General features: G+C 65.9%; 14 protein-coding genes. All 14 read left to right on the forward strand.

Annotated features, from left to right (window positions below):
• Positions 1 to 24 precede the first annotated feature (24 nt).
• Positions 25 to 1,806 (forward strand): ABC transporter permease, encoded by a 1,782-nt coding sequence (locus tag SR858_RS06175; RefSeq protein WP_019922597.1) that lies wholly within the window; start codon positions 25 to 27, stop codon positions 1,804 to 1,806.
• A 47-nt stretch (positions 1,807 to 1,853) separates the two neighbouring features.
• Entirely contained in the window at positions 1,854 to 2,930 is a 1,077-nt protein-coding gene (locus tag SR858_RS06180) for an ABC transporter ATP-binding protein (RefSeq protein WP_019922596.1), read from the forward strand.
• Positions 2,931 to 3,227: 297 nt separating this feature from the next.
• Positions 3,228 to 4,025, forward strand: a complete 798-nt coding sequence (locus SR858_RS06185; protein WP_019922595.1) for a beta-ketoacyl synthase chain length factor — start codon at positions 3,228 to 3,230, stop codon at positions 4,023 to 4,025.
• Positions 4,026 to 4,029: 4 nt separating this feature from the next.
• On the forward strand, positions 4,030 to 4,803 hold the full coding sequence (locus tag SR858_RS06190; protein ID WP_019922594.1) for a lysophospholipid acyltransferase family protein: 774 nt from the start codon (positions 4,030 to 4,032) through the stop codon (positions 4,801 to 4,803).
• Positions 4,796 to 5,050 carry a phosphopantetheine-binding protein gene (locus SR858_RS06195; protein WP_019922593.1) on the forward strand — a complete coding sequence of 85 codons (255 nt, stop codon included), beginning with the start codon at positions 4,796 to 4,798 and terminating at the stop codon, positions 5,048 to 5,050. Before SR858_RS06190 ends, SR858_RS06195 begins: the two co-directional genes overlap by 8 nt.
• 11 nt (positions 5,051 to 5,061) lie before the next feature.
• The gene (locus tag SR858_RS06200) at positions 5,062 to 5,328 is read left to right on the forward strand and encodes an acyl carrier protein (protein WP_152881516.1); all 267 of its coding nucleotides are present in this window, start codon (positions 5,062 to 5,064) and stop codon (positions 5,326 to 5,328) included.
• A gap of 4 nt (positions 5,329 to 5,332) precedes the next feature.
• Positions 5,333 to 5,878 (forward strand): COG4648 family protein, encoded by a 546-nt coding sequence (locus tag SR858_RS06205; RefSeq protein WP_019922591.1) that lies wholly within the window; start codon positions 5,333 to 5,335, stop codon positions 5,876 to 5,878.
• The gene (locus SR858_RS06210; protein ID WP_019922590.1) at positions 5,871 to 7,799 is read left to right on the forward strand and encodes an AMP-binding protein; all 1,929 of its coding nucleotides are present in this window, start codon (positions 5,871 to 5,873) and stop codon (positions 7,797 to 7,799) included. The genes SR858_RS06205 and SR858_RS06210 overlap by 8 nt, the downstream gene beginning before the upstream one ends.
• On the forward strand, positions 7,786 to 8,544 hold the full coding sequence (locus tag SR858_RS06215; RefSeq protein WP_019922589.1) for a glycosyltransferase family 2 protein: 759 nt from the start codon (positions 7,786 to 7,788) through the stop codon (positions 8,542 to 8,544). The genes SR858_RS06210 and SR858_RS06215 overlap by 14 nt, the downstream gene beginning before the upstream one ends.
• The gene (locus tag SR858_RS06220) at positions 8,541 to 9,482 is read left to right on the forward strand and encodes an LpxL/LpxP family acyltransferase (RefSeq protein ID WP_019922588.1); all 942 of its coding nucleotides are present in this window, start codon (positions 8,541 to 8,543) and stop codon (positions 9,480 to 9,482) included. Before SR858_RS06215 ends, SR858_RS06220 begins: the two co-directional genes overlap by 4 nt.
• Positions 9,469 to 11,034, forward strand: coding sequence for an HAL/PAL/TAL family ammonia-lyase (locus SR858_RS06225; RefSeq protein WP_019922587.1), 1,566 nt, complete (start codon positions 9,469 to 9,471; stop codon positions 11,032 to 11,034). The genes SR858_RS06220 and SR858_RS06225 overlap by 14 nt, the downstream gene beginning before the upstream one ends.
• Positions 11,027 to 11,458, forward strand: coding sequence for an acyl-CoA thioesterase (locus tag SR858_RS06230; RefSeq protein ID WP_019922586.1), 432 nt, complete (start codon positions 11,027 to 11,029; stop codon positions 11,456 to 11,458). Before SR858_RS06225 ends, SR858_RS06230 begins: the two co-directional genes overlap by 8 nt.
• Positions 11,455 to 12,075, forward strand: coding sequence for an outer membrane lipoprotein carrier protein LolA (locus tag SR858_RS06235; RefSeq protein ID WP_019922585.1), 621 nt, complete (start codon positions 11,455 to 11,457; stop codon positions 12,073 to 12,075). Before SR858_RS06230 ends, SR858_RS06235 begins: the two co-directional genes overlap by 4 nt.
• Positions 12,072 to 14,429 (forward strand): MMPL family transporter, encoded by a 2,358-nt coding sequence (locus SR858_RS06240; protein ID WP_019922584.1) that lies wholly within the window; start codon positions 12,072 to 12,074, stop codon positions 14,427 to 14,429. The genes SR858_RS06235 and SR858_RS06240 overlap by 4 nt, the downstream gene beginning before the upstream one ends.
• The last annotated feature ends 10 nt before the right edge of the window (positions 14,430 to 14,439 follow it).

Below are 14,439 nucleotides of genomic sequence, written 5' to 3' on the forward strand. Positions count from 1 at the left end.
CGTTTGTCCACAAACGGAAATCCTATGCAAACTCTCACTCTCCCCGGCAGCGGCCGGCGCGGCCCGGGCATCAACTGGCTGCGCGGCCTGGTGGTGGTGCTGGCTGCCACCGCCATCTTCCTGCCACTGTTCCTGATCTTTTATCAGAGCTTTCTGACCGCGCCGTTCTTCATGCCGGCCAAGCAGTTCGGGCTCGACGCCTACCGCTTCATTTTCGACGATCCCGATTTTTCGTCCGCCGCCAAAAATGCACTGTACCTGGCGCTGGGCCTGACGGCGATTGCCGTGCCGCTGGGCGGCATGCTGGCCTTCCTCATGATCCGCACCGACCTGCCAGGCAAGGGCTTTATCGCGCCGGCGCTGCTGGTGCCGATTTTCGTGTCGCCGATGGTGATGGGCTTCGGCTACGTGGTGGCGATGGGGCCGGTGGGCTTCTATTCGGTGTGGGCCAAGGATTTATTGGGCTTCATCCCGTGGAATATCTATTCGTTTACCAGCATCGTCATCATCGCCGGCCTGACCCACGTGCCGCACGTGTACCTGTACGCCTCGTCCGCGCTCAAGAGCCTGGGCTCGGACGTCGAGGAAGCGGCCCGCGTGGCCGGCGCCTCGCCGTTGCAGGTGATGTTCGGCGTGTCGCTGCCGATGATTACCCCGGCGCTGGCCTATGCCGGCGTGCTGGTGATGTTCCTCGGCTTCGAAGTATTCGGCCTGGTGCTGGTGCTGGGTGACCCGGAAGGCCACATGGTGCTGGCCACCTACCTGTACAAGCTGACCAACAAGCTGGGCATCCCGTCGTACCACTTGATGGCGGCAGTGGCCGTGTGCCTGGTGATGGTGACGTTCCCGCTGGTGATGGTGCAGCGCTACCTGCTCAAGTCGGCCAACAAGTTCGTCTCGATCAAGGGCAAGGGCGCGCGCTCGAAGGTCATGCCGCTGGGCCAGTGGAAATGGCTGGCGTTTGCGCTGATCTTCGGCTGGCTGATGTTTACCATCATCATGCCGCTGTCGGGCATCGTGCTGCGCTCGTTCGTCGAGTACTGGGGCGAGGGCGTGCGCCTGGTCGACGTATTGACCTTGCAGCACTTCCGCGAAATCCTCGACCAGCCGTCGCTGGTGCGCGGCATCGTCAACACCATCCTGATCGGCGTGGTGGGCGGCGCGCTGGCCGTGATCTGCTACTGCGCCATTGCGCTGGCCATGCACCGCAAGCCGGACATGATCAGCCGCTTCCTCGACTACAGCGTGCTGGTGCCGCGCGCCGTGCCTGGCCTGCTGGCCGGCCTGTCGTTCCTGTGGGTGTTCCTGTTCGTGCCGAACTGGCTCGATGGCATCCTGCAGGGCATGGACAACGGCGTGGCCGTGTGGCTCAGCGAGAACGCGATTCCCGTGCTGCGCTCCCTGCGCTCGACCATTTTCGCCTTGTGGCTGGCGTATTCGGTGGTGTGGCTGGCCTACGGCATGCGCCTGATTTCCACCGCGCTGCTGCAAGTGGGCCCGGAGCTGGAAGAGGCGGCGCGCGCGGTGGGTGCCAGCCGTGGCCAGGTCTCGCGCGACGTCACCCTGCCGCTGATCAAGTACGGCCTGCTGGGCGCGTGGCTGATGGTGTTCCTGATCTTCGAGCGCGAATATTCGACCGGCGTGTACCTGCTGTCGCCGGGCACGGAAGTGATCGGCGCGATGCTGGTGTCGTTGTGGGCGTCCGGCTCCACCGACCTGGTGGCGGCGCTATCGTTCATCAATATTTCGCTGGTGGCCATCGGCCTCGGTGTGGCGCTGCGCTTCGGCGTCAAGTTACATAACTGAGCTGCATAACTAACAGTCATCAACATACAATGAAACGAGACCTGACCATGAATGAACTCACTGTCAACGACCTGCACCTCGACTACGGCACCGGCGCCACCGCCAATCCGATCCTGAAGGGCGTATCGATGCACCTGCAAAAAGGCGAAGTGGTGGCGCTGCTCGGCCCTTCGGGCAGCGGCAAGACCACCTTGCTGCGCGCGGTGGCGGGGCTGGAAAGCCCCAAGCAGGGCACCATCGCCATCGGCGACCGCGCGGTGTACGACGGCGCCAGGAACTTCGAGCTGGCGGCCGAGCACCGCAACCTGGGGCTGGTGTTCCAGTCGTATGCGCTGTGGCCGCACAAGACCGTGTTCGACAACGTCGCCTACGGCCTCAAGCTGCGCAAGATGGGCGCGGCCGAGATCAAGGACAAGGTGGCCGATGTGCTGAAGAACCTGGGCCTGGGCCACCTGGCCGAACGCTATCCGCACCAACTGTCGGGCGGCCAGCAGCAGCGCGTGGCAATCGCCCGCGCGCTGGTGTACAACCCGCCGGTGATCCTGCTCGACGAGCCGCTGTCCAACCTCGACGCCAAGCTGCGCGAAGAGGCGCGCGCCTTCCTGCGCGAACTGATCGTGCGCCTGGGCCTCTCGGCGCTGATGGTCACCCACGACCAGGCCGAAGCGATGGCGATCTCGGACCGCATCCTGCTGCTCAATAACGGCAAGATCGAGCAGCAAGGCACGCCGCAAAGCATGTACGAAACGCCGGAAACGCTGTTTACGGCCGAGTTCATGGGCAGTAACAACAAGCTGCCGGCCAAGGTAGTGGGGCGCGACGGCAGCCGCGTGCAGCTCGATGTGAACGGCGCCCGCTTGACGGGCACCGCGCGCGGCGCCGGCCAGGCTGGCGCGGAGCCCACCACCATCATCCGCGTGGAAGAGGTGAAGATCAGCGCCACGGCGGTGGACAACGCCATCGACATGCCGCTGCTGACCTGCATGTACCTGGGCGACCGCTTCGAGTGCCTGTTCAAGTCACCCGACAGCAGCGCGGCGGGGCTGCGCGCCTACTCGAAATACAAGCTCGAGCCGGGGCGTTACTGGTTGCAAATGCCGGCCGACAAGCTGTGGGTATTCTGATGTCGAATTGATACAGGGTTTCTTATTCCTGGCTTAACAGGCGGTGCCGCAATTGCGCGGGCCGCCTTTTTTTCGTCATTTTCTCCTTGATTTGTGACATTCGGTGAGAATCTACGCTTGAGGTTGCACAAAAAAGAACAAGAAAACCCCGATTAAGTTGCCTGATGGATATTTATGGCACTATGGGCGGAGGGCAGTCGTTTATAATTTCACCCGTACCTCGGCGGGCATTTTTGCAGGCATGTGAGCGCGAGTTCGTACCCTCCCCAATCTCAACGCTCTGGATTTATAGTCAACATGCGCAACGACGGCGTCACCTTTTCCATTGCCCGCCACGCTTACTGGGCGCCGGGACTGACCACGCTGACCGCGTGGACGCAATGGGCACAGGCGCCGGTGGCCGCGCCGATCATCCTCGGCGAAGAGCCGGGAGTAAAAGCGATGCCGCCCATGTTGCGCCGCCGCGCCGGCTTCTTCGGCAAGATGGCGTTGGAAGTGGCGTACGAATGCCTGGATGGCCGCACCGATGTTCCCGTCGTGTTTTGCTCGCGCCATGGCGAGGTGGCCCGCGCGGTGGAATTGCTGTCCGACCTGGCGCGCGGCGAGCCGCTGTCGCCCACCGCGTTCAGCATGTCGGTCCATAACGCCCATGTCGGCCTGCTGACGATCGCCCGCAAGGACCGCGCCAACCATATCGCGCTGGCGGCCGGCGGCGCCACCATCGAACACGCGGTGATCGAAGCGTGCGGCCTGCTGGCCGACGGCGCCGCCTCGGTGTTGCTGGTCGCGTGCGACGCGCCGCTGCCCGAATTGTTCCTGCCGTTTCGCGACGGTGTCGAGCAGGCGCACGCGTGGGCGTGGTTGCTGACCGCGCCGGTGGTGGAGCCTGCGGCAGGCGATCCTGCGGCCGGCGCTTCGGTCACGCTGCGCTGGTCCGCCAGTGCCGATGCAGCGAGCGTCGATTTGCCGGGCGGGCTGGCGGTGGCGCGCTTTCTGCTGGGCGGCGCGGCGGCCATGGAGCGCTGCGACGGTCGCCTGCGCTGGCACTGGGCGCGCGGTAATGGCGGCGCCGGTGTCAACGCCGCCGGAGCCTGAGGCAATGCTGGCCGGCTTGTCGCGCTGCTGGCGGGTACTGGCGACCGGATTGAGTTTCGCGGTGTTCGGCATCGGCGGGGTGCTGATGCGGGTGCTGGTGTTCCCGCTGTTGAATGTGCTGGTGCGCCAGCCGGAGCGGCGGGTGCGCGCGGCGCGCGAAATCATCCGGCGCGCTTTCCGCGCCTACGTGGACATGATGCGCGCGCTCGGTGTGCTGCGCTACGAGATCACCGGGCTGGAAAAGCTGGAGCGGGGCGGTTTGCTGATCCTGGCCAACCATCCAACCCTGATCGACACGGTGTTCCTGATGGCGTTCGTGAAAAACGCCGACTGTATCGTCAAGGGCGCGTTGTGGAACAACCCCTTCACGGGCGGGCCGGTGCGGGCGGCCGCTTACATCAGCAATGCCGGCGGCGCCGAACTGGTGGACGACTGTATCGCCTCGCTCAGGCGCGGCAACAACCTGATCGTGTTCCCGGAGGGGACGCGCACCGGCGCCGATGGCGTAATCGCCTTGAAGCGCGGCGCCGCCAATATCGCCGTGCGCGGCGCGCGCGACATCACGCCGGTGCTGATCCGCTGCGATCCGCCCACGCTGGGCAAGGGCGAAAAATGGTGGCGGGTGCCGCCGCGCCGCGTGCTGCTGCGCATCGACGTGCAGGACGATGTGGCGATTGCCGGCATTATCGGCCAGGGCGAGAGCGAAGTGCTGGCAGCGCGCCAGGTGACAGAATTTTTACAAAATTATTTTACGGGGAAGTACCGAAGCCATGCTTGAACTGGAAGTGAAACAACTGATCATCGATGTCCTGCAACTGGAAGACATCACTCCCGACGACATCGACAGCGCTGCGCCGCTGTTCGTCGAAGGCCTCGGCCTCGATTCGATCGACGCGCTGGAACTGGGCGTGGCGCTGCAGAAGCAGTACGGCATTTCCCTGTCCGCCGATTCGGAGGACACCCGCCGCCACTTCGCCTCGGTGCAGGCGCTGGCGGCGATGATCGCGACCCACCGCAAGAAATAAGGGAGCACGACATGATTGATTTGAACGCGATGAGCAAAGAGCAGCTGCAGCAGTGGGTCATCGATCTGCTGGCCGAGATGTTCGAGTTGGACAAGGCGCAGCTTACCGCCGATTCCAATCTGTATTCCGATCTCGATATCGACAGCATCGACGCGGTGGACCTGGCCGTCAAGCTCAAGCAGCTGACCGGCAAGCGCCTGCAACCCGAAGTCTTCAAGACCATCCGCACCATCGGCGACGTCGTCGATGCGCTGGCCGGGATGACGGAGCCCGCGTAACCCGATGTTGATGACTGCACTGACAGTGGCGTTGACGCTGCTGTATCCGCTGGCGATCTGGCTCGGACATGGCAAGGTGGAGCCGCGCTGGCTGGCCATGCTGCTGCTGGCCGCCGCCGTCACGCGCCTGCCGTCGCTGCGGCTGTCGGGCGCTGCGCGCTGGTCGGTGGCCGGCGCGCTGGCGCTGGTGGCCTGCGCCATCTGGAGCAACCTGCTGCTGCCGCTCAAACTCTATCCGGTGCTGGTGAGCGCCGCCATGCTGGGCGGCTTCGCCTACAGCCTCACTACGCCGATGTCGGCGGTCGAGCGCATGGCGCGCCTGCGCGGCGAAGATTTCCCGCCGCCGGCGCAAGCGTATATGCGCACCGTCACCAAGGTATGGTGCGGCTTTTTCATCATTAACGGCGCCATCGCGCTCGGTACGGCGCTGTGGGCCAGCGAGGCTGTGTGGTCGCTGTACACGGGCGTGGTGTCGTACGCGCTGATGGCCGTCCTGTTCGGCGCCGAATACCTGGTGCGCCTGAGGTTCAAGCGCTTGCATCATGTCTGACCTGTTTTCTACGCCGCTCGACAACCTGGCCGCAGCCCTGGCAGCGCGGCCCGCTGCCGCCCCGGTGGGCTGGCGCGCCGGCGCGCTGGTGACCACTGCCGATTTCCTGGCCCGTGCCGGTGCCTGGCATGCATTGCTGCGCGCGCAAGCGGGCGCCAATTTTGCCTTGTACCTCGACGACAGCATCGACTTCGGCGCGGCGCTGCTGGGCGCCTGGCATGCCGGTAAAACCATCTGGCTCGGCGCCGATACGCTTGACGCCACGTGCGCGGCGTTGCGGGGTTCCGTCGATGGCTTCCTGGGCCAATACCCGGCGGCGCTGGCGCCGTTGCAGCCGGGCCAGTCTAACCCCGCACACGAGGGCGCGCTGCCAGCCGGCGCGCTCGATGCGGATGCGCCGGCGCTGGTGGTGTTCACCTCTGGCAGCACCGGCGAACCGCAGGCCATCCCCAAAAAACTGTCGCAGATTGCCAGCGAAGTGGCCACGCTCGACGTGCTGTTCGGCGCCACCGCCGGCGACGCGGCGGTCGTGGCCACAGTGTCGCACCAGCATATCTACGGCCTGCTGTTCAAGGTGCTGTGGCCGTTGACCACGGGGCGCATGGTGCATGCGCTGAGCCTGGGTTTCCACGAAGAGCTGGCGCCGGCGCTGGCGTTTGGCGCCTGCGTGCTGGTGGCCAGCCCGGCGCACCTGAAGCGTCTGCCCGAACACCTGGACTGGTCGGGCGCTGCGCGCAACCTGCGCGCCGTGTTCTCGTCCGGCGGTCCGCTGGCGCCGGACACCGCGCTGGCCACTGGCGCCTTGCTGGGCAAGGTGCCGGTGGAAGTGTATGGCAGCTCGGAGACCGGCGGCGTGGCCTGGCGCCAGCGCGCCCATCTCGATGACGACGCCTGGCGCGCATTCCCTACCGTGGCCTGGAAATTGGGCGAGGACGGCGCGCTGGAAGTACGCTCGCCGCACCTGCCCGACGACAGCTGGCTGGTGCTGGCCGACCGCGCTGCGCCGGCCGGTGATGCCGCTGATGCCGGTTTCGTGCTGCGCGGGCGCAGCGACCGTATCGTCAAGATCGAGGAAAAGCGGGTGTCGCTCACCGCCATGGAGGCGGCCTTGCTGGCGTCGGGCCTGGCGGCGGAGGCGCGCGTGATCGTGTGCGAGCCGGCAGCTGCAACGCCGGCATTGCATGCCGCGTCGGCGATGCCAGCGATGCCAGCGATGCCAGCGATGCCGGCGACGCCTGTGACACCGGCGGCGTCTGCGCCAGGCGCGGCGCTCGCTGGCGCGCAAGCGGCCGTGGCGCCGGCTGGCGACCGCCAGCGGATCGCGGCATTTGTCGTGCCTACCGCTGCCGGCGCCGAACTGCTGGCCCGTGAAGGCAAGGTGGCATTGAACAACCGCCTGCGCGCAGCGCTGGCGGCCACCGTGGCGGCGGTGGCCTTGCCGCGCCGCTGGCGGTACCTCGACCGCATGCCGGTCAACGCCCAGGGCAAGACCACGCTGGCAGCGCTGGAGGCGTTGCTCGATGCCGCCCCGGCGCCGGTAACTGCCCCTCGGCCTGTCCATCAACCGATTTTCCCGCACGTGCGCGAACTCGAACGCGACGAGCAACGCGTGCTGCTGGAAGTCACGGCCCCGGCCAACCTGCTGTACTTCGACGGCCACTTCGACGTCGCGTCCATCTTGCCGGGCGTGGTGCAGGTGGAGTGGGCGCTGCATTACGGCCGCCAGTACTTCACGCTGCCGCCGAACTTCACCGGTGTGAATCTGCTCAAGTTCCAGCAGGTGATGCGGCCGGACATGACGGTGCAGCTCGAACTGGTGCACGACACGGCCAAGGGCAGCCTGAATTTCCGCTACGTGTCCGCCGGTAGCCAGCATTCGAGCGGGCGCATCATGCTGGCGGGGGAGCATGGCAATGCCTGACGTGTTCAATCCCTGCATCGTGGTCCCCGTGTATAACCACGAACATGCGATCGCCACCGTCGTCGATGGCCTGCTGGCGCATTGTGTGCCGGTGATCCTGGTCGATGACGGCAGTAACAGCGGCTGCGCGGCGGTACTCGATCAACTGGCGCTGGCGCATGCACAGCGCGTGACGCTGGTGCGCCTGGCCGTCAACCAGGGCAAGGGCGCCGCCGTGCTGGCCGGCTTTGCGCGCGCGGCGCAACTGGGCTACACGCATGTGCTGCAAATCGACGCCGACGGCCAGCACCGCACCGGCGACGTGCCCATGTTCCTGGCGCAGGCGAAGGTGCACCCGCAGGCCATCATCGTCGGCCACCCGGTATATGACGAATCGGTGCCGAAGGCGCGCCTGTACGGGCGCTACGCCACCCACATCTGGGTGTGGATCAACACGCTGTCGTTCGACATCATCGACTCCATGTGCGGCTTTCGCGTCTACCCGGTGGCCGCAGTCAGTGCGCTGGTGGCGCGCCAGCACATCGGTGCGCGCATGAACTTCGACACCGACATCCTGGTGCGCCTGTTCTGGGACGGCGCGCGGGTGGTCAACGTGCCCACCCGGGTCAGCTACCCGGCCGATGGCGTCTCGCATTTCCGCGTGTGGCGCGACAACGTGCAGATCTCGTGGATGCACACCAGGCTGTTCTTCGGCATGGTGCCGCGCATTCCACGCCTGCTGGCGCGCAAGTGGAAATCGGCATGAGCGCGCGCGGCCTGCACTGGGCGTCGATCAACGAAATCAGTTTCGTCGCCGGCATGCGCTTTCTGTTCTGGATATGCCGGGTGTTCGGCCGCTGGCCGTTTCGCATCGTCTTGTACCCGGTGCTGGCGTGGTACGTACTCACCAAGCCGCTGCCACGGCGCGCCTCGCGCGACTACCTCGACCGCATGCAGGCGCACACGGGCCGCAAGCTGCCGGGCGTGATGCGCCACTTTGCTGCGTTTGGCGAGAGCATCCTCGACAAGATGCTGTTGTGGGGCGGCCTGTACCCGGTGGACGACGTGGAATTGCACGGCGGCGAACTGATTACCGACGCCGTGGCGGCGGGGCAGGGCGGGTTGATGATTTGCGCCCACCTGGGCAACCTGGAACTGTGCCGCGTGCTGTCGCGCCAGCGCCATGACATCAAGCTCACGGTGCTGGTGCACACCAAGCACGCGCAGGCGTTCAACGACATGCTGGCCAGCCTCAATCCCGACAGCAGTCTCAATCTGATGCAGGTGACCGAGATGTCGCCGGCCACCGCCATGCTGCTGTCCGAGCGCGTGGCGCGCGGCGAATTCGTGGTGATCGCCGGCGACCGCGTGCCGGTCTCGCACAATCCCCGCGTGGCGGTGGCCGATTTCCTCGGCGCGCCGGCGCCATTCCCGGTTGGACCGCACATCCTGGCCGGCATCCTGCAATGCCCGGTGTACCTGATTTTTTCCATGCGCCGCGGTGGCCGCGCGCACGTCTATTTCGAAACGTTCCGCGAACGCGTGCGCATTCCGCGCAAGGACCGCGACGCCGCGCTGGCCGAACTGGCCGGCGACTACGCGCGCCGGCTCGAACACCATGCGATGCAGGCGCCGCTGGAATGGTTTAACTTCTATGATTTTTGGCATTTACCCGAACTGGAATCTTCCGATGCACCTCGCTGACACAGCCCGACTTCAACCATCGCCGCGCACGGTGCACTTCAGCCGCGAGCGGCTCACGCTCGACGACATCGTCGATATCGCCCATGGCCGTGCGACCGCCGTACTCTCCGACGATCCGGCCTTTCGCAGCGCCATCGCGCGCGGCGCCGAGTTCCTCGAGCGCCTGCTGCGCGAAGACGGCACCATCTACGGCGTGACGACCGGCTACGGCGACTCGTGCACCGTGACCGTACCGCCCGCGCTGGTGGCCGAACTGCCACACCACCTGTACACCTACCACGGCGTGGGCCTGGGCGAGTACTTCACGCCGGCGCAAACGCGGGCCATCCTGGCTTCGCGCCTGGCGTCGCTTTCCAAGGGCTACTCGGGCGTGAGCGTGGAGCTGCTGCTGCAAATCACCCGCCTGCTCGACGCCGGCCTGCTGCCGCTGATCCCGTCCGAAGGATCGGTAGGCGCCAGCGGCGACTTGACGCCCTTGTCTTACCTGGCGGCGGTGCTGTGCGGCGAGCGCGAAGTGTGGCGCGACGGCGTGCAGGTGCCGGCAGCGCAGGCGTTGGCGGAAGCGGGCATTACGCCGCTGCGCCTGCGCCCGAAAGAGGGCCTGGCGATCATGAACGGCACGGCCGTGATGACCGCGCTGGCCTGCCTGGCCTACGACCGCGCCGAGTACCTGGTGCGCCTGTCCACCCGCATCACCGCCATGGCGTCGTTCGCGATGGACGGCAACGCCCACCACTTCGACGAAGTGCTGTTCGCGGCCAAGCCGCACGCCGGCATGCAACAGGTGGCGGCGTGGCTGCGCAGCGACCTGACGACCACCGAGTGGGAACGCAACGGCAAGCGCCTGCAGGACCGCTACTCGATCCGCTGCGCGCCGCACGTGATCGGCGTGCTGGCCGATACGCTGCCGCTGTTCCGCACCATGATCGAAAATGAACTCAACAGCGCCAACGACAATCCGCTGATCGACGCCGACAATGAACGCGTGCTGCATGGCGGCCATTTCTACGGTGGCCATATCGCCTTTGCCATGGACGGCATGAAGAACGCGGTGGCCAACCTGGCCGACCTGCTGGACCGGCAAATGGCGCTGCTGGTGGACAGCCGCTACAACCACGGCCTGCCGGCCAACCTGTCCGGCGCCACTGGCGACCGCGCGCCGATCAACCACGGCCTCAAAGCGCTGCAAATCAGCGCTTCGGCCTGGACCGCCGAAGCATTGAAGCTGACCATGCCGGCGTCGGTGTTCTCGCGCTCGACCGAGTGCCACAACCAGGACAAGGTCAGCATGGGCACCATCGCTGCGCGCGATTGCCTGCGCGTGCTGGAACTGACCGAGCAGGTGGTGGCTGCCTTGCTGATCACGGTGCGCCAGGGCGTCTGGCTGCGCTGCCAGGCGACGCCCGACGTGCTGCCGCAGTCGCAACTGGCTGCGATGCAGGAAGCGCTGGGCCTGGACGTGGCGCCGGTGGTGGAAGACCGCCGCCTGGAGCCGGACCTGCGCCTCCTGATCGGCCGTATCCGCGACCAGGCCTGGAGCCTGTATGCGTAAGGCCAAAGAGAGCCGCTGGTTTGCGGAAGTGGAGATGCAGGTGCAGTTCTTCGACCTCGATCCGATGGAAATCGTCTGGCACGGTCGCTACGTAAAATACCTGGAAGTGGTGCGCTGCGCGCTGCTCGACAAGATCGACTACAACTACCCGCAGATGAAGGAGTCCGGCTATGCCTGGCCCGTGATCGAGATGCAGCTGCGCTACGTGGGCTCCGCCGTATTCGGCCAGAAGCTCAAGCTGCGCGCCGATATCGTCGAGTGGGAAAACCGCCTCAAGATCGATTACCTGATCACCGACGCGGACACCGGCAAGCGCCTGAACCGTGCCAGCACCACCATGGTGGCGGTCGATATCGCGACCAAAGAGATGTGCTTCGTGTCGCCGCCGGTGCTGTTTGAAAAACTCGGATTGGAACCTGTATGAACGCAAGCAAAATGATACGCGCCGCGCTGGCTGTGACTGCCCTGGTCATGACATCCGTTCCGGCACAAGCAGCGGTACAAGTATCGAAAATCCAGGCCATGCTGGCCAAGCCGGCCATCATGTGCGGCCGCTTCGACCAGACCAAGACCCTGGCCGGCATGAAGAAGCCGCTGGCCTCCAATGGGCGCTTTTGCGTGGTGGCCGGCAAGGGCGTGTTGTGGCGTACCCTCAAACCCTTCCCGAGCACGATGCGCCTGACGCGCGACGAAATCGTCAACTACCAGGGCGACCGCGTGGCCATGCGGCTCGACGCCAAGACCGAACCCACCGTGCGCATGATCAACAACGTGCTGTTCTCGCTGCTCTCGGGCGACCTGGCGCAGCTCGAATCGCTGTTCGAGGTCGATGGCACGGTGGATGCCACCAGCTGGAACGTGTCGCTCAAGGCCAGGCAGGCGGCGCTGGACAAGGCCATCGGCACCATCAAGCTCGAAGGCGGCGCGTACGTGAAAAACATCGTGATGAGCGAGAACAGCGGCGACCGCACCAATATCGTTTTCTCCGACATCAAAACCGGTGAATCGGCGCTGACCGCCGAGGAAGCGGCGCTGTTTTGACGCGTACCCGACAACTCGCGGCGCTGTGGGCGCTGGCCGTGTGCCTGCTGCTCGGGCATAACGCCTACCTGTGGCTGGTGCAGCGCATCGTGCCAGATACCGACATCATGGCGCTGCTGCCGGTGCAGGAACGCGACCCGGTGTTGCAGGCCTCGTTCGCGCACATGGTCGATGCGGCCCAGCAGCGCGTGATCGTGCTGGTCGGCGCCGAAGAGTGGACCGATGCCAAACGCGCAGCCGATGCATACCAGGCGGTGCTTGGCACCCGCAGCGATTTATTCGCGGCCGCTGCCATCGACGAGCAAACCCAGAACGACTGGCTGTCGGTCTTCCAGCAGCATCGATTGACCCTGCTCACTGCCGAGCAGGAGGCGCAGCTGCGCACGCAGCCCGTGCAGTACTGGCTCGACGCCGCGCTGGCCAAGCTGTACAGCCCCTTCGGCGGACCCAAGCTCGGGTCGTGGCAGGAAGATCCGTTCGGCTTGTTCGGCGGCTGGGTGCAGGAGCGCGCCCAGGAAACCCCGGTGCGTCCGCGCGACGGCCATTTGTTCGTGGCCGATGCGCACAAACAGTATGTGCTGCTGCCGTTGACGTTGAAGGTGCCGGCACTGTCGATGACGGCGCAGGAAACCGTGCTGCCGCTGCTGCAACAGGCCGCAGATGCTGCCCGCAAAGCCGCGCCGAAAGTCGAATTGATCCAGGCCGGCGTGATCCTGCACGCGGCCAATGCCAGCGCCCAGGCCAGCGGCGAGGTGTCCACCATCGGCATCGGCTCGCTGCTGGGCATCATCGCGCTGATGTGGTTTGCGTTCCACTCGTTCAAGCCGATTTCGCTGATCCTGCTGTCGATCGGCGTGGGGTTCCTCGGCGCGCTGTCGGTATGCTGGCTGCTGTTCGGCCAGATCCATCTGATGACGCTGGTGTTTGGCGCCAGCCTGATCGGCGTGGCGCAGGACTACGGCATCTACTTCCTGTGCAACCGCCTGGCCGCCGGCGAACAGCTCGATTCGCCCGCGCTGCTGCGGCGCCTGATGCCCGGCCTGTGCTTCACGCTGCTGGCGGCGGTGATCGGCTACATGGGACTGGCGCTGACGCCGTTCCCGGGCCTGCGCCAGATGGCGGTGTTCTCGGCGCTGGGCCTGGTGTTCGCGTGGTTGACGGTGGTGTGCTGGTTCCCGGCGCTGATTGGCAGCCGCACGTTGAGAAGCGGGGCGCTGGTACGCGGCTACGGCGCCGCGTTGCGCGCCTGGCCGCTGCTGCGCTTCAATCGCGCCACGCTGGTGGCGGTGCTGGTGTTCGCGGTGGCCACCGCTTACGGCGTGAACCGGCTGGGCGCCAACGACGATATCCGCCTGCTGCAAAATCCGCCGAAGCACCTGATCGCCGACCAGATCAAGTTGAGCAAGCTGCTCGACGCGCCCACGCCGGTGCAGTACTTCTTGGTGCGCGCACCGTCGGCCGAGCAGGTGCTGCAACGCGAAGAACAACTGAAGGCGCGGCTCGACCCGCTGATCGCCGGCAAGCAGATCTCCGGCTACCAGGCCATGTCGAACTGGGTGCCGTCGGCCGCCACGCAAGCGGCGCGCCGCGCGCTGGTCGAACAAAAGCTGCTCGGCGACGATGGCCCCTTGCAGGGACTGGCGCGCGAGACCGGCGAGGACGCCGCGTGGATCGCCGCCACCCGCGCCGGCCTGCTGGCGTCCGCCGCGCCGCTGGCGATGGACGACTTCCTCAAAACGCCGGCCAGCGAGCCATGGCGCCACCTGTGGCTGGGCCAGATCGACGGCGGCTACGCCAGCATCGTGGCGCTGCGCGGCCTTGGCATGGCCGCCGTGCCGCAGGTGATGCGTGCGGCCGATGGCGTGCAGGGCGTGCAGTGGGTGGATAAGGTGGCCGAGATTTCGTCGGTGCTGGGCCGCTATCGCGTGAACATGAGCTGGGTGGTGCTGGGCGCGTACGCGGTGGTGTTCGTGCTGCTGTTCCCGCGCTATCGCGGCCGTACCTGGCGCGTACTGGCGCCCACGGCAATCGCCAGCATCGCCGCGCTGGCGATCCTCGGTTTTGCCTCGCAAAACCTGCAACTGTTCCATGTGCTGGCACTGATGCTGCTGCTGGGCGTGGGCGTCGATTACGGCATCTTCATGCAGGAACACCCGGACCGGCGCGACCACACGCCGTGGCTGGCAGTGGGCATGTCGGCCGCCAATACCATCTTGTCGTTTGGCCTGCTGGGCCTGAGCCATACCCCGGCCTTGCAGGCGTTCGGCCTGACCATGCTGCTGGGGACGGCGCTGGTCTGGCTGATCGTTCCCTGTTTCGGTACCACCACCACCTCCGAGAGCAAACATGTCTGATGCATTGATA

Origin of the sequence: Duganella zoogloeoides, assembly GCF_034479515.1 — a bacterium.
Classification (GTDB): Bacteria; Pseudomonadota; Gammaproteobacteria; order Burkholderiales; family Burkholderiaceae_D; genus Rugamonas; species Rugamonas zoogloeoides.

Coding starts and splice junctions, on each gene's coding strand:
- SR858_RS06175 (WP_019922597.1), top strand. CDS start 25: ATGCAAACTCTCACTCTCCCCGGCAGCGGCCGGCGCGGCCCGGGCATC.
- SR858_RS06180 (WP_019922596.1), top strand. CDS start 1,854: ATGAATGAACTCACTGTCAACGACCTGCACCTCGACTACGGCACCGGC.
- SR858_RS06185 (WP_019922595.1), top strand. CDS start 3,228: ATGCGCAACGACGGCGTCACCTTTTCCATTGCCCGCCACGCTTACTGG.
- SR858_RS06190 (WP_019922594.1), top strand. CDS start 4,030: ATGCTGGCCGGCTTGTCGCGCTGCTGGCGGGTACTGGCGACCGGATTG.
- SR858_RS06195 (WP_019922593.1), top strand. CDS start 4,796: ATGCTTGAACTGGAAGTGAAACAACTGATCATCGATGTCCTGCAACTG.
- SR858_RS06200 (WP_152881516.1), top strand. CDS start 5,062: ATGATTGATTTGAACGCGATGAGCAAAGAGCAGCTGCAGCAGTGGGTC.
- SR858_RS06205 (WP_019922591.1), top strand. CDS start 5,333: ATGTTGATGACTGCACTGACAGTGGCGTTGACGCTGCTGTATCCGCTG.
- SR858_RS06210 (WP_019922590.1), top strand. CDS start 5,871: ATGTCTGACCTGTTTTCTACGCCGCTCGACAACCTGGCCGCAGCCCTG.
- SR858_RS06215 (WP_019922589.1), top strand. CDS start 7,786: ATGGCAATGCCTGACGTGTTCAATCCCTGCATCGTGGTCCCCGTGTAT.
- SR858_RS06220 (WP_019922588.1), top strand. CDS start 8,541: ATGAGCGCGCGCGGCCTGCACTGGGCGTCGATCAACGAAATCAGTTTC.
- SR858_RS06225 (WP_019922587.1), top strand. CDS start 9,469: ATGCACCTCGCTGACACAGCCCGACTTCAACCATCGCCGCGCACGGTG.
- SR858_RS06230 (WP_019922586.1), top strand. CDS start 11,027: ATGCGTAAGGCCAAAGAGAGCCGCTGGTTTGCGGAAGTGGAGATGCAG.
- SR858_RS06235 (WP_019922585.1), top strand. CDS start 11,455: ATGAACGCAAGCAAAATGATACGCGCCGCGCTGGCTGTGACTGCCCTG.